This window comes from Rheinheimera aquimaris (genome assembly GCF_020531985.1).
In the GTDB taxonomy this organism is placed as follows: Bacteria; Pseudomonadota; Gammaproteobacteria; order Enterobacterales; family Alteromonadaceae; genus Alishewanella; species Alishewanella aquimaris.
Genome location: NZ_JAJAVQ010000005.1, coordinates 249,035 through 271,821 on the forward strand (window position 1 = coordinate 249,035; position 22,787 = coordinate 271,821).

Consider the following 22,787-nt stretch of genomic DNA (forward strand, 5'->3'; position numbering starts at 1 on the left):
CCATGGACGCAGAGCAGTTTAATCAGTTGGTAAAACAGGTAAGTGCCGGTAAAAAACTGCCGGATGCTATTTACCTACATAGAGATGCCTTTAGTGCTTTGCCGCCACCACTAACCAAATTTATAGGTGTTGTTGCTACTGCATTGAAGGTGCCGGCATCTGACTGGAATATCGTTAAGCTGTTTAAAACTAACTTTCGTTTGTCACTGCTGTATTACCCTGATTTTTATACGGATGCTTACCCCGCGTTACATCAAAGCGTCACGGTTGATTTAGCCAGACTACAACACAGAGTTACCCGCTATGACGAGCATGACAACCCGCCGATACTGCACCGTAAAGAACACTTTATTCTGCCAGACCATCCGGATTACGAGAGCTTTTGTCTGATTACACAAGAGGGTGAAGCGGCAGGCTTGTATGACAACCCTAGAATGATCGGCTTTAAAGCCAGCTGGCAGCGGCTTATCGCCAAACATGGCTATGAGCTAATGGATGGCCGGCTGTTTCGCAGTTCCGCTTTGCATACTGCAGAGGATGAACAAAATATTGACCGGCATAAAACCGCATTAGTGCGGCATGAACTCTCCGCACCGATGAAAACCCTGGCAAAGCATGGTTTTCTGCAAGGCGATTATTCACTATTTGATTATGGTTGTGGCCGGGGCGATGATTTGCGTGAACTTGAAGCCCACGGCTTAGACGTGCTGGGTTGGGATCCAAACTTTCGCCCAGATGCCGACAAAGTCAGCTCTGATATTGTTAACATTGGCTTTGTAGTTAACGTTATTGAAGATAAAGACGAGCGCTTAGACGCTCTACTCGGCAGCTGGGAGTTAACCCAAAAGCTACTGGTGGTGTCGGCCATGTTGGCCAACGAGAGCTATATTACACAGTTTCAACCCTACAAAGATGGCGTTATTACCTCACGCAATACCTTTCAAAAGTACTACAGCCAAGGCGAGTTAAAAGAATTTATCGAAACCACGCTAGATGAAAATGCCATCGCCATAGGCCCGGGTATTTTTTATGTGTTTCGCGATAAAAACCTAGAGCAACACTTCCAGCAAAGCAGGCAAAAACGGCATTATGAATGGCGGCACCTAACTGCACCTGAGCCGGTATCTGAAAGCCAAGCACGCCTATTGTTTACCCAGCACCAACCGCTGTTTGAAGCGTTTTGGAAATGCTGCCTCGACCTTGGCCGCTTGCCAGCAGAGGACGAATTTACTGACTACAAGCAACTCAATGAAATAGTAGGCTCACCAAAGAAAGCCCTGCGCTTAGTCAGTAAATGGTACAACCCAGACGAGCTTGAGCAAGCTGCAGCCATGCGTAAAGAGGACTTGCTGGTGTACTTTGCTCTGGCACAGTTTCAAAAACATAAAGGCTATGCCCAGCAGCCGGAAAGCTTAAAGCGTGATATCAAGGCGTTTTTTGGTACCTACAATGTGGCGTTAACACAGGCAAAGGAGTTGCTGTTTAGTATTGCCGATCCACAAGCCATAGAAGATGCCTGCCTGCAACTACAGCAACTCATACCCGGCAAGCTTGAATTGGAAGATGGCATACCACACAGCCTGACATTCCATAAAACTTACCTGAGCCAACTAAGCACGTTACTGCGGGTCTACACCGGCGCCGCTTTACAGCTGTATGGCGAGCTGGATGATATTGACTTGATTAAAATCCACTTTCATTCCGGCAAGCTTACTCTGCTGGGTTATGACGACTTTACTAAAGCCACACCTTTACTAGCCGAGCGGGTAAAAATAAAAATGGCTGAGCAGAGCGTCGACTTTTTTGATTACGTAGATTCTGCAAACCGGCCACCACTGCATGACAAACAGCTGTTTATTAGTTAGCAACAAACATTTTGTACAAAAAACAATCAATACAAAATCAAATCTTTAGCTTTCAACACCAATGAAAACTGAATTTTTCACTGGAATATTACGTAATAAACGTAATAATTTTACGTAAAGAGCAGCAAGCGAGGCATTGAAAATGACAGATACTGATAGCGGATTCAGCTACAACTTCCCTGCAGTTAGAGGCCAGCAAGCGCAAAAGCCGTTTTATATCACCACTTGCCCACTTAGGCTGATCCCGAAAATATTTATGTATGATGAAGAAGATGTACCGGTCGAGCTGCGGGCGCAACGCACGCTTAACAAAAGCCGTATTCCGGAAATGGCCAGATATTTAGTCGATGGGCCAACAGATTATGTGTTTTCCGCCATTACTGCCTCTGTTAGTCAAACCGTTACTTTTACTGAGCACGTTAAAGGCAGTAATTTAGGCACGCTAACCATTCCGATGGAAGCGCAGATCCTGATCAATGACGGCCAGCACCGCCGCGCAGCGATAGAAGAAGCATTAAAGGAGCGGCCCGAGTTAAGCCAGGACAATATCGCCGTGCTGTTTTTTGTCGATGAAGGTTTAACGCGCAGTCAACAGCTGTTTGCTGATCTGAACAAGTACGCCGTACGCCCCAGCCCATCACTGGCAACCATGTATGATCACCGCGATCAAGCATCAGAGCTGGCAAGATATCTGGCGTTTAACTGTAAGCCCTTTAAAGGCTACACCGAATTTGAATCTTCCTCTATACCGGTAAAAAGTAGTAAACTGTTTACCCTTAGCAGTATCAAGCAAGCTTCCCGCATTTTAAGCGGTAAAAGTGCCAAAGAAGGTTTTTCAGAAGCAGAAAAAAATGCAGTAGCTGAATTCTGGACCGAACTATTTGATTACATTCCTGAATGGCAACAACTGCAGAATAAGCAACTCTCTGCCACTGAGCTAAGGCGGGATAGCATTATTGTCCATGGTATTGGTTTGCAGTCATTAGCCATGGTTGGCAAAGAGCTACTCTGTTACCCTGTCGCAGAAAGGCGCACCAAACTGGCCGCAATTGGCCAACTTGACTGGTCTAAGAGCAACCCTATTTGGGCAAATAGAGCAATGCAACATGGCAGGCTATCAAAAGCACTAACAAATATTTTTCTGACCTCGTTGCAAATAAAACGCGAAATTAATATGAACATCTCTGAGCAAGAACTTACCAGAGAAAAAGAATACTTAGGCAAATGAAACTACTGAATCAGCACGACTTACAGGATTACATCGACTTTATTGAAAACGAGCAATTTACCGGCCGTTTTCTCAGTGAGTTCGTTGCCGATACCCAGCGCGTTTATCGTGCTGATGACAGGCCCTGGGTAATTGGTTATAGCGGTGGTAAAGACTCATCTGCCGTAATGACGTTAGTGTATTTCGCCTTATTAGGCTTAAAACCGGAGCAGCGACATAAACCGGTCTTTGTAGTAGCGTCCGACACCCTGGTAGAAACACCGATGGTTGTTGACCATGTTAATAACTCACTAAAAGCTATCGAGTTAGGTGCAAAGCGTGATGGTTTGCCTATTACCTGCCATAAGGTCATGCCCGAGTCGAATAACACTTTCTGGGCTAACTTGCTGGGTAAAGGTTATCCGGCACCAACGCGCAGTTTCCGCTGGTGTACCGAGCGAATGAAGATAGACCCGGTCAGTAAGTTTATTAAAGATAAAGTCAGTAACTATAACGAAGTTATTGTTGTGCTGGGCTCCCGCTCACAAGAAAGCGCCTCGCGTGCACAAGTAATTAAAAAGCATAAAATCGACGGCACAGATTTGGCTGTTCATACCACTCTGGCTAATGCGTTCATTTATACACCTATCGACACCTGGCACGTTGATGATGTTTGGAAGATACTGCGCTTATGCCATTTAGATTCGCGCTCAACCAGCTATGCCGGAAAAGTTAGTGTTACAAATAAGTGGCTAGACAAATACGACCTGGAATGGGAAACGCCCTGGGGTGGCCGTAATCTTATTTTATGGAACCTGTATAAAGACTCTTCCGGTCAGGGCGAATGCCCATTGGTAATTGACGAAACCACGCCATCCTGTGGTAATTCACGTTTTGGCTGCTGGACCTGCACCGTGGTTACTAAAGACCGCGCCATGGAAAGCTTGATCCAAAACGGCGAAGAGTGGATGCAGCCGTTATTAAAGTACCGCAATATTTTATCGCGCAGCACTTCACCTAAGCTGAAGAAAAAATACCGCAACCATATCCGTCGTGACGGCCGGCTGGCGTTTAAAACTCTGCGTGAAGATAAAGAGCGGGTATTAACCGACGATTACACCACAGGCCCTTACAAACTGAAGTACCGACAATTGGCGATGCGCTTACTGCTACGTATTCAAAAGCAATTTAACGATGCCAAGCGCAATGTCGAGTTAATTACCGTACCTGAGTTACATGCGGTACGCCATGAATGGCTTAATGACCCGAATGAGCCTGATTGGGATGACTCGCTGCCAAAAATTGTTTTTGAAGAGCTTGGATTAACACTAGATTGGAGTGTTGATGATACTAACCAGTTTGGTCAGACTGAAGGCGAGCTGTTAAACCAGATTGCGCCCAAACATGGCATTTCGCCGCAAATGCTGAAAAAACTGATCGATCTGGAAACCTCTATGAGTGGTCTGGTGCGCCGCAGCGGTATTTTCGGTAAAATCGGTAGTCTAATCCAACAAGACTGGGAAAGCGCCGAAGAGATCATTGCCAGTAACTTAGCAATGCGGCAAAACCAAATGCAGCAAAGCAATGAGGTTAAAAAACTGGAGCAAGAGCTGAAAGCAATGAATGTTCTGCTGGAAAAGGAGGGCATTCAATGATCTTTAAACATTTACTGTTGGAAAATTTTCGTGTCTTTTATGGCAAGCAGCCAATTGATCTGGCCCTGCGAAAAGAGGGAGTTTACCAGCGCCCAATCGTTTTATTTGGTGGCTTAAATGGTGCTGGTAAAACGTCTATCTTAACAGCTATCCGCTTAGTACTGCTTGGTAAACGTGCAGTAGGCGATATCCTGAGTAAAAAAGACTATCAGGACTTCTTGGCAGAACAAATTAATAAAACAGCTTTAACCGAGGATTCAAATACCTGCGCCAAAATCACCTTGGGGTTTACCTACACTCATCACGGTGAGCATAAAAAGTATGAGATCACACGAAGTTGGCACAGCCTTACCGATGAACAACTAACTCTGAAAGTAAATGGTGAGCAAGATACCAGCCTGAACACAGAACAGGTACAGTCCTTTTTACACGAGGTGGTACCACCCGGTATCGGTGACTTATTCTTTTTTGATGGCGAAAAGATTGCCGAGCTGGCCGAAGATGATACTGGCCGCTATTTAAAAGAAGCCGTTCAGCGCTTATTGGGCATTGACGTTTTAAACCGCCTCAGTAATGACCTGAAAATTTACCTCAATGAAAACGGCAGTAAAACAGCGGACAAAGATACCCTTAACAAAATTAAGGCTGCAGAAGCTGACAAACAATTAGCAAAAACTCTTAGCGAGCAATTTCGAGAGAAAGCTGAGAAGCTATCAACGCACCTAGTTGAACTCGATAAAGAAATAGCAAGGAAAGAGCTGATTATTCAGGAAAATGACGGTGCCTGGGCCACAGATAAAGATGCCGCGCATGCCAAATTGAATGAGCTGTTAGCCAAAAAACAAGATTTACAGGCTGAGCTAAAAAGCGAAGTTAATGGTAACTACCCGCTGGCACTGGCCCCAACAGCTATGCAGGCGTTACTGAGCCAACTGCAAGCCGATCAAAAGATTAAGCAAGCCAAGGCCTTTAGCAACGAGCTAACCAGCCACCTTGACGGTTTACGTCAACGCTTGCAGACAACACTGGATAAACAAGGTGAAGCTGCATACAACGAAATGCAGCGTTATTTCGGCCAGATTATTAATGACACAGCCCTGCAAACGCCAAAGTTGGATATCACTGATGCTGATTTTGCCCTGCTAGAAGCACAAATTGCCGATGCCGGCATCGCTAAAGCCAATGTTGATAAGTTAAATAAGAAACTAACCGATGTTCAGGCAGAGCTAGATCAGTTATCTGTGCGTATAGAACGCGCGCCTGATGCCGATACCCTGCGCGAGCTATACCAAAGCTTGCGCCAGCTGGAAAAAGAGCGTGACACGGTAAGCCGGGAATATATCGGCTTAATGCTTAAAGCCAAAGCCTATAAGCAAACCGAGCTTGACTGTGCCAAGCGGCTGGAAAAACTCTACGCAGGTTTAAAAAACAACCACTCTGCAGATAAAGCTACGCTGCGGGTCGAGCAAAGCCAAAGCGCCCTGGCAGAGTTTAAAGAAGAGCTGATTAAACTCAGAGTTACCCAACTTGAGCAGCTGTTTATTGATGCTTATCGCAAACTGGCCAGAAAAGAAGACTTAAAGTTCTCCGCCAAAATTGACGTGAAAACCTTTGATGTAAATCTGGTAGATAGCGCCGGTGTAACCATTAACCGTAAATCACTGTCTGCCGGCGAAAAGCAGATTTTTGCTTTTGCCATTTTAGAAGCGCTGGGTAAATTATCCGGCCGGGTACTACCGGTAGTGGTAGATACCCCGCTTGGCCGATTAGATTCTATCCATCGGGGTAAACTGGTGCGTAATTACTTCCCGGAAGCCAGCGAGCAGGTTATTTTGCTGTCTACCGACACCGAGGTAGATGAAGATTTCTATCAAGCTTTAGCGCCAAAAATCTCCCACGCCTTTGAGATTGAGTTTAACCAGCAAACTCGTAGCTCAACAGTAAAAGAAGGCTACTTCTGGCAAGACAAAATTCAGGAGGCAGTGTAATGCTACCGAATACTATGTGGCTGAATAAGGCCGTGGAAGATGAGCTTAAAAAGCAGAAAGAGATAACCGGTATTACCCCGAATGTAGCCGCACGTATTGCGTTTTTTAAGTCGATAGAAGCTGGCTTTGTTTACGACAAAAGCCAGCAAGTGCAGTTAAACGGCACCCTAAAGCTAGATAAAGTCACCTGGCTGGGCATGACCCAGCTAGCGACGGAACTACTGTTGAAACAGCGTTATCCGGACTTTACTGATAAGGAACTATGGACTGCATGGGCAGCTCACATTGCCATAGCTGTAACATCAGAAAGTACCTTCAGTTCTAATTCTGCAAAGATTAAGGTGTAGTCGTGTCAGAGCAGCTCGTAAAAACCGATGGCATAGCGCACGACAAGATTGTAACAACTGACAAGCATACATCGGATCATCAAGCATCTGCCTCTAAAGAGCTGATTATCATAAAAAGCGAGCCACAGAGCTCTAAACCATCATCAACAATTTTTGGTGCTGATATAACGGCTGTTGGTTCTTTCTTAACCGTTATTTTCTCACTAGCCGTAGCTCTCTCAACAATCAGAAAGTATTCAAAAGATTCCGAGCATCAGAAAAAGTTGCTGGAGCGTGACAAGCATTTAGACAGAGTGGCGAAAGCTAAGGAAAAAATTGAAAAGTTCTATGGTCCTTTAAACTCACTACTGGAAGAGTCGAGAGTTATTTATTCTTACTTCGCGTTAGAAGAAAAGGAAAAACTTAAAGCAGAAGGTAGTTACTTTAGAACGTTAAGATTTCTTACTGATAACCCTGATAATACACTGCAAGGCTTGGACAGATTTAAAAAGAGTGATCAAGAACTCTTTAAACATATATTAATCATTTCAGACAAGGTGATTAACCTTATTGAATCTCAAAGCGGATATGTAGATAACCCGGCTTTGCATATTCTACTTGGAAAACTTGCAGCACATTATCGCGTAATTAAGACTGCGTCTGAAGGGAAACTACACGGCCAAAGCGAAGATCTAGAAAGCATTGTATTCCCTTTGGAAATCAATGGTGCAATTCATAGTGAAGTATCAAAGCTTCTGAGATTAATTAAAAAAGCAGATGACACAAAGCCAAAGGTTGCAAAAAACAAAACCATCGCTTTTTATGACAACAACGCAACTAGTTACTTTGACGCGACTTTCTCAATAGATATGACAGAGATCTATAAAAAAGTGCGCGCTTACGTAGCGAATGGTGGCAGTGTGCTAGATGCCGGTTGTGGAGTTGGTAGAGATACTCAATACTTTATCCGGCACGGTTTTAAAGTTTCGTCATTCGATGCTTCGGCAAAAATGGTTGAGCTGTGCAACCAATACCCCTTTGCATTTTGTGAACAAAAAAGTTTTGCCGACATCGATTATCCGCCCACATTTGATCTTGTCTGGGCATGTGCATCACTTCTACACCTAAATAAATCTGAGTTTGAGAGTGCAATTTCTCGACTAGTAAGAACATTGACCCCAGATGGTCATTTCTATTTTTCTCTCAAAAAGAACGTCAATGTAGCCAAATCATCTGATAGAGAATTCTATATGTATTCTATCAGTTATATAAATGAACTCCTTACCAATAAATATAAACTATTAGAAATTAGCATGTGGGAAACTAATAGCAGTATAAGTTCAAGTGAAGTATTCTTGAACTTTTTATATAAGAAACCCACCACACTATAAATATTAATTTATATATCTCGGTCGAAACACGATAGTTACATACTATGCAAATCAAATTTACTGACAAATAATTTTGTTAACTCGGTTCTGAAACGTGTCTGCCCCATTTTTCTTACATTAGACATTTCCTCATCAGTTTGATAAGTACTGATGAAATTATTTATTTCATCAATAATTAACTTAACGTCTATCATTTCACGGATTACGTTCTGGTCTATATAAAGCACGTAAAGAACTTCTATATTGTTAATTCTTCTACCTAGCTCTTTGTAAATCGCCAAAATTTTAAAATATCTTAAAATTAAAAGATGAGATTCTTCAATCTTGAGATTATCAATAAATATTTCGTCATAATGCTTTTCAAAAATATTCTTTTTACTATTGATACCCTTCTCAGGATAACCTTGAACAGCCATCAAAATCTGTCCAAATTTTTCCATTGAAATCTTATACTTATAATCACCTGACTCTAAACCTGTATCCCCAGATTTTCTAGAATAAAAAATATCATGTGCGTCCAAGTATTTTTCCAACTCTATCTGCTCTGAGCTGAGTGACTTCAGATCCCATGGTTTTATCGCATTTTGACTATTAGTGTACTCAGCGATTTTATTAATTTCCCCGTCCTCAGAGTCGGACATGAATATTCTCACTAGCACTTCACTTTCAATCAATTTGCTAAAATTTTCTTTACTTTTACTATTAAAATTATGAATTGTACGAACGGTCTGCCCACCATTTAGCACCTGAAATCCTTTTATTTCGATTTTCATATTTCCATTTATAGGTAGCACTTTTGCATTGACTGCTTTACAAACAAGCGTTATACCATTGTTATATTTAAAAAATTTCTTAGGCTGTTCTTCAAGGGTCTTTAGGATATTACCATTGTACTTTGATTTAAGTACAAAGCCCCTAACGTTGTCATATAAAACTGAATAGTCTATCTCTGCATTTATAAGCCTATCAACATCTTCAATCGCCGTTTCGTTTCTTAGCAATTCACAGCTAGAGGTCATTCTGATTATTTCACTGCATTTAACTCTCGCTATATATGATTTTGAAGTTTCAATAGAATGCTCAGAATATGACATGAATGAATCTTTCGCGAGAATAATAGTTGCATCTAAGTCCTTTGGTCGGATAGACATGAACTTGCATATGTCTGGCAATGATACATTCTTGACTTCAATTCCATACTTAACTCGAAAATCATCTAGGTGTTTTTTTTCATCTAATACAGGTTTAGCCTCATTACTCACTTGGTAGAGCGTCATATCCCAGTCATCTGTCGGATCGTTAATAATTTTTAGTAGTAGCTCCAACTTGCCTTTTGGCTTTCCCGTTATTGTTGACACATTTCCAGAAGACAAGGCATTTAGAAATTTGCTTGATGTAAACGCATCATTTAAGTCCTGAGTTTTATCTTGATTAAAAGATTCTCGAAACTTAAAATTAAATAGCTTTATTTCCTTTTCTTCTTCATCTATGTAAATTGCATCAATCCCAAAATCATCATCAGTAGTATTATTAAGAACCTTATTGAAGTTAGTATCAATTATACTATCAACTTGCCTCTCCAAATCCTGCTCATCACACAGAAACTCAATTATAAAAAGATAGAAACCTAATCTACGCTTTTCTACATCAGATAGATTCACACTAATACCAAAAGAACTCGCCAAAAAATCATAGTACTTCTCACACCTTTTATTCAGTATCTTAAAATCACGTATAGTCGGAGTCATATAACCTTCTTATTCACTAATTTTATTCAGAATTGCGAATGCGCATAATGGAGCACATAGATCTAGATCTGCGCGTTTATAAGTAGCTTCAACTAACGTTCTAACATCGTCGCCGAGCCGCTCCGTAACCCGTTTTACTCCGCGCTTGTGCAGCTCTTTGCCCAAGCGTCCAAGCTGGGTAAAGTGCTTCATATACTCTTGAATTTCTGGCGAGTGCTCGGGCGTAGTGTCGTACCACTCACGGAGTGTGACTATTTCAGCAGCACGCTTTGCCTCAGCAATTTCCCGTTTTCGGGCTAGAACTTCTTCTGAATTGCGGTCGATCATCACCTTTTCTTTAGCCACAATAATCCCTTAATTTGTTATTCATTAGAGTCCAATCTGGCGCTTAGCTGAGCCACTTTTAAACGCTTAACAGACTGCAACAGTACACCGCTTGTATTGGCGAGCACGCCTACCGAAATACACTCACTTTTTTTCGGCTTTGATAACTCTGACAACCACTACTTTTTGTCGGAGCCAGGCACGGCTTGTTTTAATAACTTGGGGTAGATTTGCACTTCTGTCATGAGCGGGATTTAAAAGTACTCCGAGAACTTCTCTAAGCCGCATATTTTTAGCTACCTTGTTGATTTAAAGCGGCTTTGCTACCGCTCCCTAGTAAACAATCTGAAAACACTTTACCACAATCGGAACGTGTAGCAATCGATAAAGAGTTGACAAATAGACTACATTTCACTGTTTGTAACTGCTTTCTGACCTAGCGCAATCATCAAAACCCCGACACCCAACCCCAATTTAGTTATAATCCCCAGCTTTGGACGCTACTATGGCCAACGATACCGATTACAACCTGCTGGTACCCACCCGTAGCAACCACTTTAACACCTGCTTTTACTGCGGCTGCATTGCCGCTACGCATGACTATGCGCCGCCGTTGCAGTATCTGGAGTTTTACCTGGCCACGCGCGAGGCTAGTGAGTTTTTAAAAATTCCGGTTTGTAATGAGTGCCATGAGCTGGTGAAGCCCTGCAAGGCCGGTACTTTGGATGAGCGGCACAAATTTGCCAAAACCAAACTGGCTAAAAAATATGCCAAGGCGCTGAGCATTTACGACATGTGGACGACGGAGGAGTTAGCCACTCTGGATTTTAGCCTGCGCCACAGTATTGAAGCGGGGTTAAAGCTGGGCGCGGAAACCACCGAGCGACTTAACTTTTTTGGCTTTGACTATGAAGCCGGTGGTATTAGCCAGCAGGTGCACGATACCGCGCCGTTGCAGTTTGATGTGTTTGGCGAGTGCTTTGCTAGTTTTCGTGAGGCGCTGGATTTTGCCAGCAAAGCTTACCGGATACCGAAAAACGCGTTAAAAGAAGCCTTTGCCGATAACGGCAATAGCTTTGAGCAGGCGATTAACACTATTCACCAACAAACGGCCGAGAAAGAATTTAACCTGCAGCTAAAACAGCAATGTGCCGCCTTTGCCAAACAGCATAAACAAGCAGTGATTTTTGTGCATAAACAAGTCGAGCGTTACCTAAGTGAAAACGCCGATATGACCATTACCGAAGCACTGCAGCAGTTATACGACACCCGGGTAAAACCGGCCGCCGCCAGGCGCTAAGTGTTAAACCAGCCTGGCTTACAAACCCTTAAGCATAGAGCAGGTTAGGCTTAGGGTGCTGCCTGCACCCGCTCTGACATGGTTTGCACCCGATTTGTTATCACTCTGGCAGCTAATGCCATACCGCCGGGGCGCAACAGGCGCTCAACAATAGACAAACGTGGGTCGGTATTGCCTTTCTCAACTTCGCGCAGGGTTTTCTCTGACACTTTGCACAGCCTGGCGTAATCGGCCTGTGTTAGCTGATACAAGCGGGTGCGAATAGCGTGAATAGCCTGACCCAGTGTAATTTCAGCGCGATTTAGCTTGTCTGTTATATCCTGAATCAGGTCAGTATGATTAAGCTGACTCATAGCAACTGCATCCGTTTTAATTTGGCCTCAAGCTGGGCAAAGCCGATAGCCGGAAAATGTAAGATCTCATCAGGGCAACCCGCTTCGGCCAACATTTGCGGTACCTGCAATAGTTTTTCTGCCCATTGCTGCAAGCTTGCTACTAATGTGGCCGGCGCTACGTACGCTGCAAGCTGCTGTGCCACCGCGGCAAAATTAACCTCTCCGGCCAGTTCACAACCCTGCCCCCAACGAAACAGCCTGGTAACCTGTTCGGGGTCTGCTTTCATCGGCGCAAAATCGTAGATGGGCGCAAAGCGTATTTGGCCGTTATCTTTGATAAATGACATATTGCGGCCATGGTTGTCGCTGTTACCAAATACCAGATTGAGCAGATCCCGTATGACATATTCCGTGACAAAAGCCTCGCATGTTTGGTTAAACACGCCATTAAGCCGCTGCCACAATACCTTTATTACGTCAAAATGATCCCAGCCGCTGCCTGGGCCGGCATCGATAACAGAGTAAACACTTTCGATGCCCAAACGTTGCAAGCAGCCATTGCGCTCAACCACATCAAACCGTGGCAGCCACAGGCTGACATTTCCGTTAACCTCGCGTATCTGCAGTTGTGTAGTATCGATAGTGCGAATACCGGTGTTAGCTAACAGGTCGGCTAACACCCGGTAATAGATTCCTTCTGCTTTTAATATGTTGTTGTCGCGCTCGGTACGGTTATTACGGGCAAATTTAACCAGGTAGGGTGTCGCTGTGGCTGGCTTGCCGGCAAAGTCGGCATCGATAAATACCTCGTTGTTGTCTACCATCAGCAGCAGCTTAGGCGCTACGCCAGCCGCCCCTGTAGCGCCACCAACAGCAGCACCCTGGCTATTAGCGTATTCCAGAAAATCATGCTCTAAGGTGCATACGGTATCGATAGCAAAACGTAACTGTGGTGCTGGTGTGTTGTGGAGTATGGCTTCTTTCACCCGCAGATTACCAATAGGCGACATGCAGGTTTTCTCCAGCAACAAGCAATCTGCTTCGAACACCGGTAAATGTGCAATGTCGAGCTTATTCAACCACCATTGCCGGGCTTTGCCGGCGGGCAACAGATCGTCCAGTAGCCCGGGCCAGCGGGGATACTCTGTTTTAATGACAGAGACAGGAGCGTTAACTGTTACTGCCTGCTCTACCCTGGAATCAAAGTTTACCTGAGGCAGCTTGATGTAATCTAACAGATACTCGATGCTGACAGCGGTGTGTTTACCCTCGCCGCGAAAACGCAATACTGCAGCATCATGCCAGGCACCGGCAAAAAATACTTGTAAATGCATTTACCCTCTCCAAACCCGCTCATACGGTAGTTTAGCTCCGCTATTCAGATAAAAACAGTAGTTTATTACCGAAAAATAGTAAAGAGGACATCTTTCACGGTAGTTTATTACCGAATTAAGTACTTGGTCTCTACTGAGGTTTAACCACAAACTCCCTGGCACCTAAATCCAGCGCCAACGCGCGCAGCTCGCTTTGCTGTGCTACCGGCGCATAGGCAAAGCAAGTAACTTGTAAGCCCGCTTCACTGGCAGTGTGAATAAACTGGCACAGCTCGCTGAAGCCATATTGCGTCGGCTTTACCGCCTGCTGATAGGCTGGCGGGTTACTGGCTGGCAGGTAAATGTCTAACTTTTCAACTTCCAGCTCAAGCAGTTGCTGGCATAGCGCTGGCGCATCGTCCGGCGCTACCAAGCCATAAGTTATCAGTGTTACCGGCACGCCATGCCGTTTTTGTTTAAATACCGGTAAAAACTCTGCCAGTACATCGGTGTGCAGCAAAGGGTCACCAATACCGCCCAGCGCCAGGCCCTGCAATTCAAACTCGGTCGATGCCTGCTGCTCGTAGCCCGCCTGATAAGCCTGCTCGGCAGCATCCAGCAGTTGCTGCGCCGTGGGCTGTGGCGCCAGTTGCGATAGTAAATCGCCCTCCCCGGCCAGTTGCAGCAGCGACTGCGCCGCCGGTAAACGGCTACCACATTGCAGTGTTAAACGCTGCTGCTGAAAGAAGTAATAAGGTGACGAGGCCATAGCGTACTCCGCAGATGTTTGAGCAGAAAGTAGCATAACTGAGGCGAAGTTGTCTGGGAAAGCGGCTGTGGTTTGGCGCACCCGATAGGATTGATTCGGTGCTTCCTGCACCTCACCCTTCGGGCGTCGCTTACACGACGTCAAAATCGGCTGTCCTGCCGATTTTTCGAACGTAGGTTCTAAATCCACGGGTACACAAAACAAAAAACCGCCAGATTGGCGGTTGTTTGTTTTGGCGCACCCGATAGGATTCGAACCTATGACCTCTGCCTCCGGAGGGCAGCGCTCTATCCAGCTGAGCTACGGGTGCGCAATCTGCAGTTATGCAGAAGCTGCGCATTATAGACAGCCTTGTGGTGTGTGTCTATCGCCTGGCTGCGCGTTTTTTCAACACTTAGCATTCAGTAGCTTATTTACAACACAGGCAGCTTAACGCTAGAGTGAGGCTTGATGTTATTTCCGGTGCTATTTTTAGCGAATGAAGAATAAATTTCTGCTGTCGTTCTGGCAATGGACGCTGTTGCTGACACTACTGCTGTGTACGGTTTTTGCTACCGAAACTCTGGTGCAGAACGAGCATCAGTATGCCCGCAGCCTGCAGTTTCGCCACGAAATTGCCAGCGCCGGCCAATTACGGGCGTTAATTGAGTCGGAACTGAATATTCCGCTTTACCTTACGCTTGGCCTGACTGCGCATATTCAGGCCAATAACGGCAAAATTTCTGAAACAGAAATGCAAATGCTGCTGCCAGAGCTGGCACATCAGGCCCGGCATATCCGTAATATTGGTGTGGCGCCGGATAACAGGCTGAGTTATTTGTACCCGCTAAAAGGCAATGAACAGGCCATTGGCCTGTACTACCCCGATTTAACCGAGCAATGGCCGGAAATTGCCGCCATTATTGCCCAGCGCGAAGCCCGGCTGGTTGGGCCTATTGATCTTATTCAGGGCGGTACAGCCTTTATTTATCGGATACCGGTGTACCTGGGCGCTGATAACTACTGGGGTATTGTCAGCACTGTGGTTGATATCGGCTCGGTGTGGAATATGCTGGAAACCCAGACTGCAGAGCAGGAAGTGCAGGTTGCCATTCGCAATTTGTCCGAACTGGGCCACGGCGGCACGGTATTTTATGGTGATCGCAGCCTGTTTTATGACGACAGCCTGCTACTGAGCATCAGTTTACGCGGTGCTTTATGGCAAATGGCGGTGCGCTCTGTTGCCAAACCACGTGATAACAGCGGCGAAATCCGGCTGGCGGCATACAGCGCGTCTTTGCTGTTGCTAACGTTGCTAACCTGGCTGCTGATATCGCGCCAGCATTTGCGCAACAGCGTCAGTGCGCATCAGCAAAGCAAATTGTATTTGCGCAATATGATGGACAACGTTACCGACGCCATCATTACCACCACACAAGACGGCATTATTGAGCAGGTGAACCTGTCGTGTTACCCAATGTTTGGTTATTCAGCCAACACGCTGCCAGGTATGCACTGGTCGGAATTACTGGCCGAACCGCACCGGCTGGATGAGCTATACAGTGCAACGTCCAGCGCAAAAACCGAATATGAAACCCAGGGCCGGCGCCGTGATGACAGCCCGTTTCCAATGGCGGTAAACCGCAGCCATATCAGGCTGCAACAACAAACCAAGCAGCTGCTGGTACTGCGTGATTTATCAGACCGGCACCAGACCGAGCAGCTTAAACAGCAATTTATTTCAACCGTCAGCCACGAGCTGCGCACGCCGCTTACGTCGATTAATGGTGTACTGGGACTGGCGGTATCGGGCGCCCTGGGCGAGCTTAGCGGTTCGCAGCTGCGCATGTTGCAACTGGCCCAAACCAACTGCCAGCAGCTTACTGCCCTGGTGAACGATTTACTCAATGTAGAGCGTATTGCCAGCGGTACGCTGTCGGTGCAGCTGCGCGCGGTTGAACTGCAGCCGCTTATCAGCCACTGTCTGGAGCAGGTAAGGCTGCTACACCCGGGTATTAAGCTGCAGCTGAATTGCCCGCCAGAGCTGCAGTCTGTCGTGGTAAACGCCGATGCAGCGCACCTGCAACATGTGCTGCAGCACCTGCTGGGTAATGCGGTTAAATTCTCTCCGGCCGGTGGCCTGGTTAGCATTAGCATTAACCGCCATGGCGAACAGGTGCGTATTCAGGTAGAAGACGAGGGCGAAGGCGTGGCCGAGCATTTTGTGCCACAACTGTTTAGCCGTTTCAGCCAGGCAGACAGCTCTGATACCCGAACACATGCCGGCACCGGCCTTGGCCTGGCAATAAGCCGCAGCCTGGTAAGCCAGATGCAGGGCAGCATGGGCTACAAACCGGCACAGCCACACGGCAGTTGTTTTTACATTGATTTGCCCTATAACGCCACATTACAGCCACAATAGTTGCCCTGAGCGGGCTTTTATCTTACTTTGTTGGCTGCTCACTGCAAACCGGGTGCGTATGCACAGTATTTTGGCATACTCGGGTTTACCCGGCGCTTGGCGCCGGTAATTACTATAACGACATACCGTAACGACAGCCTCTTTCAGGGAGATATTCATGCGTAAAACTCTTATTGCCACTACAGTGACTGCTGCGCTCGCGCTGGCCGCCTGTTCTGATAACAGCGCGCCACAACAAACCACGGCTCAGCAACCTGCTGCTGAAGCAACAACCGCAGCTGAAGTGGTTTCCAGCAACCCATTAATGGTGAAAAGTACCTTGCAATACGAAGCGCCGAATTTTACTGAAATAAAAGATGAACACTTCCTGCCGGCATTTGAAGAAGGCATGAAGCAGCATATGACTGAAGTGCTGGCGATTGCCGGTAACCCGGAACCCGCGACCTTTGACAATACGCTGGTAGCACTGGAAAAAAGCGGCGAGCTGTTAACCCGTGTGTCGCGCATTTTCTATAACTTAGCGGGCTCCAGCTCTAACCCTCAGCGGCGTGAAATTCAGTCTGAAATGGCACCGAAAATGGCTGCGCACTCAGATAATATTAACCTGAACCCACAGCTGTTTGCCCGCATTAAAAGCCTGTACAACCAGCGCAATGATTTAGGCCTGGATGCAGAATCTGTGCGCCTGATTGAAGTGTATTACGACCGTTTCGTCCGCGCCGGCGCTCAGCTGACTGAAGAGCAAAAAACCGCTATCCGTGCGCTGAACGAAGAACATTCGAAGCTGACTAACCAGTTCTCGCAAAATCTGCTGGCGGAAACCAAGAAAATCGCCGTTATCGTTGATACCAAAGAGGAACTGGACGGCTTATCAGAGTCGCAAATTACAGCGGCTGCCAATGCCGCTAAAGAAGCCGGCCATGAAGGCAAGTATCTGCTGAGTATCACCAACACTACCCGCCAGCCGGTACTGAGCCAGCTGAGCAACCGTGAGCTGCGTAAACGTGTATGGGAAGCCTCGGCTAACCGTAACCAAAGCGGTGAAACCGACAACCGGCCTATCGTGGCCCGTTTAGCGCAGCTACGTGCCGAGCGCGCCAAGCTGTTAGGCTATGATAACTGGGCCAGCTACGGCCTGGAATCACAAATGGCGAAAACACCGCAGGCAGTGTTTGATATGTTAGGTTCTATGGTGCCGGCCGTTATTGCCAACACCAATAAAGAAGCGGCCGCTATTCAGGAAATGATCAAACAAAAAGGCGGTGACTTCGAACTGCAGCCTTGGGACTGGGAATACTACGGCGAATTTGTCCGTCAGGCGAAATACGATCTGGATGAAAACGAAGTTAAACAATACTTCGAATTTGACCGCGTATTAAAAGACGGCGTGTTCTACACCTTTAACCGTTTGTACGGTATCCGTTTCGAGCCACGCCCGGACTTACCAACTTATCACCCGGATGTAAAAGCGTACGAGCTGTTTGATGCCGACGGCAGCAGCCTGGCTATTTTCTACGCCGACTACTTTGCCCGCGAAGGCAAGCGTGGCGGTGCCTGGATGAGTTCTTTTGTTGGCCAGTCTAAACTGCTGGGGCAAAAGCCGGTAGTTGTGAATGTAATGAACATTCCAAAAGCGCCAGAAGGTGAGCCAACACTGGTCAGCTACGATAACGTGACCACTATGTTCCACGAGTTAGGCCACGGCCTGCATGGTATGTTCTCTGACGTTAACTACCCGACACTGGCCGGTACTTCAGTATCGCGCGATTTTGTTGAGTTCCCATCTACGTTTGAAGAAGACTGGGCAGCCCACCCTGAAGTCATTGCAAATTACGCCAAGCACTATAAAACCGGCGAGCCCATCCCGGCTGAACTGCTGGATAAAGTAATGAAGTCACGCAGCTTCAACCAGGGTTTTGACACGCTGGAATATATGTCTGCAGCCCTGCTGGATATGGAGTGGCACTCACTGAGCGCTGACGAACCACTGCAGGATGTAAACGAATTTGAAGCAGCAGCACTGAAAAAACACGGTGTTAACCTGGCTGCGGTACCACCACGTTATAAGTCAGCGTTTTTCTCACACTCTATGGGCGGCGGCTATTCAGCTGGCTACTATGCCTATATGTGGAGTGAAATTCTGGCCGCCGATGCGTTTGCCTACGTGCAGCAGCAAGGTGGTTTAAAACTGGAAAACGGCCAGAACTACCGCAAAAACATTCTGTCTGTCGGTAACTCTCGCCTGCCAATGGAGTCTTACAAAGCGTTCCGTGGCCAGGAGCCAACGACAGATGCCTTGTTGATCCGCCGTGGTTTGAAGACGAAGGTAGATTAATCGTCTGGCGGTTATTGGTTTGTTCTAAGTCAACCTTTGAAGCCCTGGACGGGCGGAAACGAGCCCCCAGGGATGGGTTTACGGCGTGTTGATGTGAACAAACCAGTTAGCCGCCGGAGGCTAACAACAAAAAAGCCCCGTGCTATTAGCAACGGGGCTTTTTAATGGGTATCGCTAAACTAACTACCTGCTACCTGCATCTGGCTAATTAAAACCGAGCCGGTCAGCACTCCGCCGCGACGGTCAATATCATTACCGACAGCGGCTATCTGCATAAACATATCTTTCAAATTACCGGCAATGGTCACTTCTGATACCGGAAACTGAATTTCACCGTTTTCTACCCAGAAACCGGCAGCACCACGCGAGTAGTCACCTGTAACGGTATTGACGCCCTGCCCCATCAGCTCAGTCACTAACAAGCCTTTACCCATAGTGCGGCATAGCTGCAGTAAGTCTTCATCGCCGTGGCTTATCAACCAGTTATGGATACCACCGGCGTGGCCGGTACTGGCCATGCCCAGCTTACGGGCTGAATAGCTGGTGGTCAGATAGGTTGTCAGTATACCGCTGTCAATCACGGTTAAATCGCGGGTTTTTACCCCTTCACCATCAAATGGGCTGGATGCCAGCGCTTGTTTTAAATGCGGTTGCTCAAGAACAGTAATACCCGGCGCCATGATCTGCTGGCCGACTTTATCCAGCAGAAAACTCGATTTACGATAAATACTGCCGCCACTGATGGCCGACACCAGATGGCCAAACAAACTGCTGGCAATATCGGCACGGAAAATCACCGGCACTTTTTGTGTCGGCACCTGACGGGCATTTAACCGCGCTATGGTTTCCAGCGCAGCTTCACGGCCGATCTGTTTCGGATCAAGCAGCTTGCTGTACTGGCGCGCGACGGTAAAACTATAATCACGCTGCATATCGTCGCCATCTTCGCCGATCACCACACAGCTGAAGCTGTGACGTGAACTGGGGTGGCCAACCAGCTGACCATGGCTGTTACCATACACCTTTAAACCGGTATGCGATGAAAACGACGCACCTTCAGAGTTGGTAATACGGTTGTCAGTAGCAAAAGCAGCTTGTTCCGCACCGGCACATAATGCAATGGCTTCGTCGGTACCTATGGTTTCAGGATGGTATAAATCCAGATCCGGCGGTGACATTTCCAGCCAGCTGGCGTCGGCAATACCGGTATGAGGATCTTCCGAGGTATAGCGGGCAATATCAGCAGCCGCTTCAACGGTGCGGCGCAGCGCTTGCGGGCTTAAATCGGCTGTAGATGCCGAGCCCTTGCGCTGACCAAAATACAAACTGATACCCAGGCCACCGTCCTGGTTGAACTCGACCGTTTCCACTTCACCGTGACGGGTTTCCACGCTCAGGCCTTTAGTGCGGCTCATTGACGCTTCAGCACTGCTGGCACCCAGCTGTTTGGCATGCGCCAGTACCTCGGCTACGGCCTGTTTAACTTCGTCAATTTCCTGCCAGATTGTCGGTTGTGTTGATTGCATAATAATGGTTCAGCCAAAGAATTTGCCACAAGCTTATCATAGTCTGCGAAAGCTGGCTGCTGCCAGGCAGCACTATCATGTATACTTAGCAACATTACTGTTAAGAGTGAAACAAGATGACCGATTTTATCCACGGCGATACCTGGGACGAAGAAGAAGGCAAAAGTAAATCGCAGATAAAGCGTGAAATGCACGAGCTGCAAAAGTTAGGTGAAGAGCTGGTCGCCCTGAGTGCTGCAGCACGGGCCAAGATCCCACTGGATGATGAACTGCAGGACGCGCTGCAGCTGGCAGACAAGCTTGGTAACAAACGCGAAGCGTTGCGCCGGCATATTCAGTTTATTGGCCGCTTGATGCGTACCCGTGATTTAGAGCCTATAGAGCAGGCTCTGGCGCTGCTGCGCAATACCAATCAGGCGGCGACACGGCAGTTTCATAAAGTGGAAAACTGGCGCGATAAACTGATTACAGACAGTGACGCCGTAACTGAATTTATCGCCGCTTACCCAGAGGTCGATGTTCAGCAGTTACGTCAGCTTATTCGTAATGCGAAAAAAGAGCAGGAAAAACAGCAACCGCCAAAATACTACCGCGAGCTGTTTCAGCTAATTAAACCTCTGATTATAGAGGAATAGAGGTTTGGGGCCATTAGGCCCCATATTTCTTAAACTCACTTCTTTTTCATTCTTGCTATTTTTGCTTTTGATATAATTGCGATAAACGCAATAGCTGACTCTACACTGCTAGTTGTCTCAATATATTGGTTCACAGCTCGACCTAAAACTTCATTATCAAAATTAGAATTGATGACAATATCTGTAAGTACGTCTAGTGAATCTATATTAGTATTCTCGTCCGAGTGAAACATTGCCAATTGGGTTCTTGAATCAGGCTGCACATATGATTTTTGATTTTTCGTTTGCTGATTTTGTGCTCGCATCTTCGGTAACTGCAGTAAGGACATATCGTCAGGGTTGGTTTTTACCTTTGCAAGAATAGACTGTCCAAAAGGCAACTCAAACCACTGCCAAACATACTCTCCAACTTTATAAGAGTTTTTTAGGCACTTTAGAGATCCTAACCCTGCCATAGCTAAACCGTCATCCAACGCTCCAACTGATAACGTTTGACTAGTTGGAGGCGACCATTTTAATAAGTCAGGATAGACAAATGTCTCTGTTTGTATTTTGAAAGCTATATCTGCTAAGCGGCCAGCCTCTCTCTCTATGTAAAAACTGTCTTGTAATGCCCATTTGGGTCTTTCTTTACTTACAGCACCTAGAATTGCCCCAGTCATTGTGGCAATTGTATCAGTGTCGGTGTCGAGCATATTTGCTGCTTCAACTAACGCACTTTCCACACCTTTTTCTTTAAAAAGATAAGCTAATGCTGAGGCTGCCAGTGCAGTCTTCAAACCTGAGCCTCTATATTCTTTTTTATCACATCCAAGAGCGGTAATAACGTCTTTATATCCTTTAGGATCCTCGCTAAGGATACTTATAACTTTATAAATATCCTCCCTGAATTCTTTAGAAGTCTTCTCAATATCTAAAAATAGTTTTTTACCTGAGTGAGATTCCCAAGATGGGAGCCAAAAATCTTTCAGTTGCGGGTCTGCGTTAATAATATCCTCAAAGCCGTTAAAGTATTCCAGGTATTCTAACCAATTATTCGGATTAGGCACCTCCCCTTGTTTTATTACTTCAGATAAGCAATAAGAGTGAAAAATTGCACCAAGGAAACCATGAGGGTGTCCGTGAGTAACGATTGAATCTTTAAAGACATTTGTTAAGACTTGCGTTGTAAGTGCCTTAGAAGCCCAAATGTGCGGCTGCACACGCATTGCTGCACCATTACCACCACTATTTATGTATGAACTCCCTTCCCTTTCGTAAAAATTAGAAAACCAATTTACTGTTCTTTTTGATAAATTAACCGCTGCAGCCTTAGTTCCAATACCACCACCTAAGGCATATGTTGGCCACACAGTCAGTTCTACTTTTGCAAAAGTTTCAACATCGAAAACTCCATCACCTCGGATTGATCTTGAAACTGCCAGTCGAAGTTGCGTGTCATCAGAATATGTACCAGCCGGAAAGGTTACATTCGGACCAAACCTCCCACCAATAGTTCTTTTCCACGTAACCGGTTCAGTAACATAAGGAGAGCCAGCTCTTGTTCTTACAATACTTTTGTTTCCATTGGTTAATTCAGTAATCCAACCCAAAGCATCACCTGCAGCTGCCCATAGCGCGGAATGAATCACCATTGATTTATGTTTGTCGTAGTTATTCATATGTTTTC

Annotated in this window: 17 protein-coding genes and 1 tRNA gene; 10 read left to right on the top strand and 8 right to left on the bottom strand. The window is 46.2% G+C overall.

Going from position 1 to position 22,787, the window contains the following annotated elements; all coding sequences use genetic code 11:
• Window positions 1–2 precede the first annotated feature (2 nt).
• From LHL18_RS16870 to LHL18_RS19820, 6 genes are all read left to right on the top strand, one after another.
• Complete coding sequence (locus LHL18_RS16870; RefSeq protein ID WP_226767947.1) at window positions 3–1,865, top strand: DNA phosphorothioation-associated putative methyltransferase; 1,863 nt, start codon at window positions 3–5, stop codon at window positions 1,863–1,865.
• Between the two features lie 142 nt (window positions 1,866–2,007).
• Window positions 2,008–3,093 (top strand): DNA sulfur modification protein DndB, encoded by a 1,086-nt coding sequence (gene dndB / locus LHL18_RS16875; RefSeq protein ID WP_226767948.1) that lies wholly within the window; start codon window positions 2,008–2,010, stop codon window positions 3,091–3,093.
• Complete coding sequence (locus LHL18_RS16880) at window positions 3,090–4,727, top strand: DNA phosphorothioation system sulfurtransferase DndC (protein ID WP_226767949.1); 1,638 nt, start codon at window positions 3,090–3,092, stop codon at window positions 4,725–4,727. The genes dndB and LHL18_RS16880 overlap by 4 nt, the downstream gene beginning before the upstream one ends.
• Complete coding sequence (dndD, locus tag LHL18_RS16885; protein ID WP_226767950.1) at window positions 4,724–6,715, top strand: DNA sulfur modification protein DndD; 1,992 nt, start codon at window positions 4,724–4,726, stop codon at window positions 6,713–6,715. The genes LHL18_RS16880 and dndD overlap by 4 nt, the downstream gene beginning before the upstream one ends.
• On the top strand, window positions 6,715–7,062 hold the full coding sequence (locus LHL18_RS16890; protein ID WP_226767951.1) for a DndE family protein: 348 nt from the start codon (window positions 6,715–6,717) through the stop codon (window positions 7,060–7,062). The genes dndD and LHL18_RS16890 overlap by 1 nt, the downstream gene beginning before the upstream one ends.
• A 2-nt stretch (window positions 7,063–7,064) precedes the next feature.
• Window positions 7,065–8,432, top strand: coding sequence for a class I SAM-dependent methyltransferase (locus tag LHL18_RS19820; protein ID WP_226767952.1), 1,368 nt, complete (start codon window positions 7,065–7,067; stop codon window positions 8,430–8,432).
• Window positions 8,433–8,467: 35 nt separating this feature from the next.
• On the opposite strand, the gene LHL18_RS16900 is transcribed toward LHL18_RS19820, so the two are convergent.
• Entirely contained in the window at window positions 8,468–10,180 is a 1,713-nt protein-coding gene (locus tag LHL18_RS16900; protein WP_226767953.1) for an AIPR family protein, read from the bottom strand.
• Window positions 10,181–10,189: 9 nt separating this feature from the next.
• Window positions 10,190–10,525 carry a hypothetical protein gene (locus LHL18_RS16905; RefSeq protein WP_226767954.1) on the bottom strand — a complete coding sequence of 112 codons (336 nt, stop codon included), beginning with the start codon at window positions 10,523–10,525 and terminating at the stop codon, window positions 10,190–10,192.
• Between the two features lie 484 nt (window positions 10,526–11,009).
• Between LHL18_RS16905 and LHL18_RS16910 the strand changes: the two genes are divergently transcribed.
• Window positions 11,010–11,804 carry a hypothetical protein gene (locus tag LHL18_RS16910; protein WP_226767955.1) on the top strand — a complete coding sequence of 265 codons (795 nt, stop codon included), beginning with the start codon at window positions 11,010–11,012 and terminating at the stop codon, window positions 11,802–11,804.
• A gap of 50 nt (window positions 11,805–11,854) precedes the next feature.
• Here the strand turns inward: LHL18_RS16910 and LHL18_RS16915 are convergent, their stop codons facing one another.
• The 4 genes from LHL18_RS16915 to LHL18_RS16930 form a co-directional block, all read right to left on the bottom strand.
• On the bottom strand, window positions 11,855–12,157 hold the full coding sequence (locus tag LHL18_RS16915) for a helix-turn-helix domain-containing protein (protein ID WP_226767956.1): 303 nt from the start codon (window positions 12,155–12,157) through the stop codon (window positions 11,855–11,857).
• Entirely contained in the window at window positions 12,154–13,473 is a 1,320-nt protein-coding gene (locus LHL18_RS16920) for a type II toxin-antitoxin system HipA family toxin (RefSeq protein WP_226767957.1), read from the bottom strand. Before LHL18_RS16920 ends, LHL18_RS16915 begins: the two co-directional genes overlap by 4 nt.
• Before the next feature lie 130 nt (window positions 13,474–13,603).
• Window positions 13,604–14,221 carry a chlorophyll a-b binding domain-containing protein gene (locus LHL18_RS16925; RefSeq protein ID WP_226767958.1) on the bottom strand — a complete coding sequence of 206 codons (618 nt, stop codon included), beginning with the start codon at window positions 14,219–14,221 and terminating at the stop codon, window positions 13,604–13,606.
• 233 nt (window positions 14,222–14,454) lie between these two features.
• Window positions 14,455–14,531 (bottom strand) — tRNA-Arg (locus tag LHL18_RS16930).
• Window positions 14,532–14,699: 168 nt separating this feature from the next.
• Between LHL18_RS16930 and LHL18_RS16935 the strand changes: the two genes are divergently transcribed.
• Together LHL18_RS16935 and LHL18_RS16940 are read left to right on the top strand one after the other, a co-directional pair.
• A complete protein-coding gene (locus LHL18_RS16935) occupies window positions 14,700–16,622 on the top strand; it encodes an ATP-binding protein (RefSeq protein WP_226767959.1) in 1,923 nt (640 codons plus the stop codon).
• Window positions 16,623–16,779: 157 nt separating this feature from the next.
• Complete coding sequence (locus tag LHL18_RS16940; protein ID WP_134058303.1) at window positions 16,780–18,957, top strand: M3 family metallopeptidase; 2,178 nt, start codon at window positions 16,780–16,782, stop codon at window positions 18,955–18,957.
• Between the two features lie 179 nt (window positions 18,958–19,136).
• Here LHL18_RS16940 and pmbA read toward each other — a convergent pair whose 3' ends face one another.
• On the bottom strand, window positions 19,137–20,483 hold the full coding sequence (gene pmbA / locus LHL18_RS16945; protein ID WP_226767960.1) for a metalloprotease PmbA: 1,347 nt from the start codon (window positions 20,481–20,483) through the stop codon (window positions 19,137–19,139).
• Window positions 20,484–20,599: 116 nt separating this feature from the next.
• Here pmbA and yjgA point away from each other — a divergent pair, with 116 nt between their 5' ends.
• On the top strand, window positions 20,600–21,118 hold the full coding sequence (gene yjgA / locus LHL18_RS16950) for a ribosome biogenesis factor YjgA (RefSeq protein WP_134058308.1): 519 nt from the start codon (window positions 20,600–20,602) through the stop codon (window positions 21,116–21,118).
• Window positions 21,119–21,153: 35 nt separating this feature from the next.
• On the opposite strand, the gene LHL18_RS16955 is transcribed toward yjgA, so the two are convergent.
• Entirely contained in the window at window positions 21,154–22,779 is a 1,626-nt protein-coding gene (locus tag LHL18_RS16955; protein WP_226767961.1) for an ADP-ribosylglycohydrolase family protein, read from the bottom strand.
• Between the last annotated feature and the right edge of the window lie 8 nt (window positions 22,780–22,787).

Excerpts from the sequence above, each read along its gene's own strand:
- LHL18_RS16870 (WP_226767947.1), top strand. The coding sequence starts at position 3 with ATGGACGCAGAGCAGTTTAATCAGTTGGTAAAACAGGTAAGTGCCGGT.
- dndB (WP_226767948.1), top strand. The coding sequence starts at position 2,008 with ATGACAGATACTGATAGCGGATTCAGCTACAACTTCCCTGCAGTTAGA.
- LHL18_RS16880 (WP_226767949.1), top strand. The coding sequence starts at position 3,090 with ATGAAACTACTGAATCAGCACGACTTACAGGATTACATCGACTTTATT.
- dndD (WP_226767950.1), top strand. The coding sequence starts at position 4,724 with ATGATCTTTAAACATTTACTGTTGGAAAATTTTCGTGTCTTTTATGGC.
- LHL18_RS16890 (WP_226767951.1), top strand. The coding sequence starts at position 6,715 with ATGCTACCGAATACTATGTGGCTGAATAAGGCCGTGGAAGATGAGCTT.
- LHL18_RS16900 (WP_226767953.1), bottom strand. The coding sequence starts at position 10,180 with ATGACTCCGACTATACGTGATTTTAAGATACTGAATAAAAGGTGTGAG.
- LHL18_RS16910 (WP_226767955.1), top strand. The coding sequence starts at position 11,010 with ATGGCCAACGATACCGATTACAACCTGCTGGTACCCACCCGTAGCAAC.
- LHL18_RS16915 (WP_226767956.1), bottom strand. The coding sequence starts at position 12,157 with ATGAGTCAGCTTAATCATACTGACCTGATTCAGGATATAACAGACAAG.
- LHL18_RS16920 (WP_226767957.1), bottom strand. The coding sequence starts at position 13,473 with ATGCATTTACAAGTATTTTTTGCCGGTGCCTGGCATGATGCTGCAGTA.
- LHL18_RS16925 (WP_226767958.1), bottom strand. The coding sequence starts at position 14,221 with ATGGCCTCGTCACCTTATTACTTCTTTCAGCAGCAGCGTTTAACACTG.
- LHL18_RS16935 (WP_226767959.1), top strand. The coding sequence starts at position 14,700 with ATGAAGAATAAATTTCTGCTGTCGTTCTGGCAATGGACGCTGTTGCTG.
- LHL18_RS16940 (WP_134058303.1), top strand. The coding sequence starts at position 16,780 with ATGCGTAAAACTCTTATTGCCACTACAGTGACTGCTGCGCTCGCGCTG.
- pmbA (WP_226767960.1), bottom strand. The coding sequence starts at position 20,483 with ATGCAATCAACACAACCGACAATCTGGCAGGAAATTGACGAAGTTAAA.
- yjgA (WP_134058308.1), top strand. The coding sequence starts at position 20,600 with ATGACCGATTTTATCCACGGCGATACCTGGGACGAAGAAGAAGGCAAA.
- LHL18_RS16955 (WP_226767961.1), bottom strand. The coding sequence starts at position 22,779 with ATGAATAACTACGACAAACATAAATCAATGGTGATTCATTCCGCGCTA.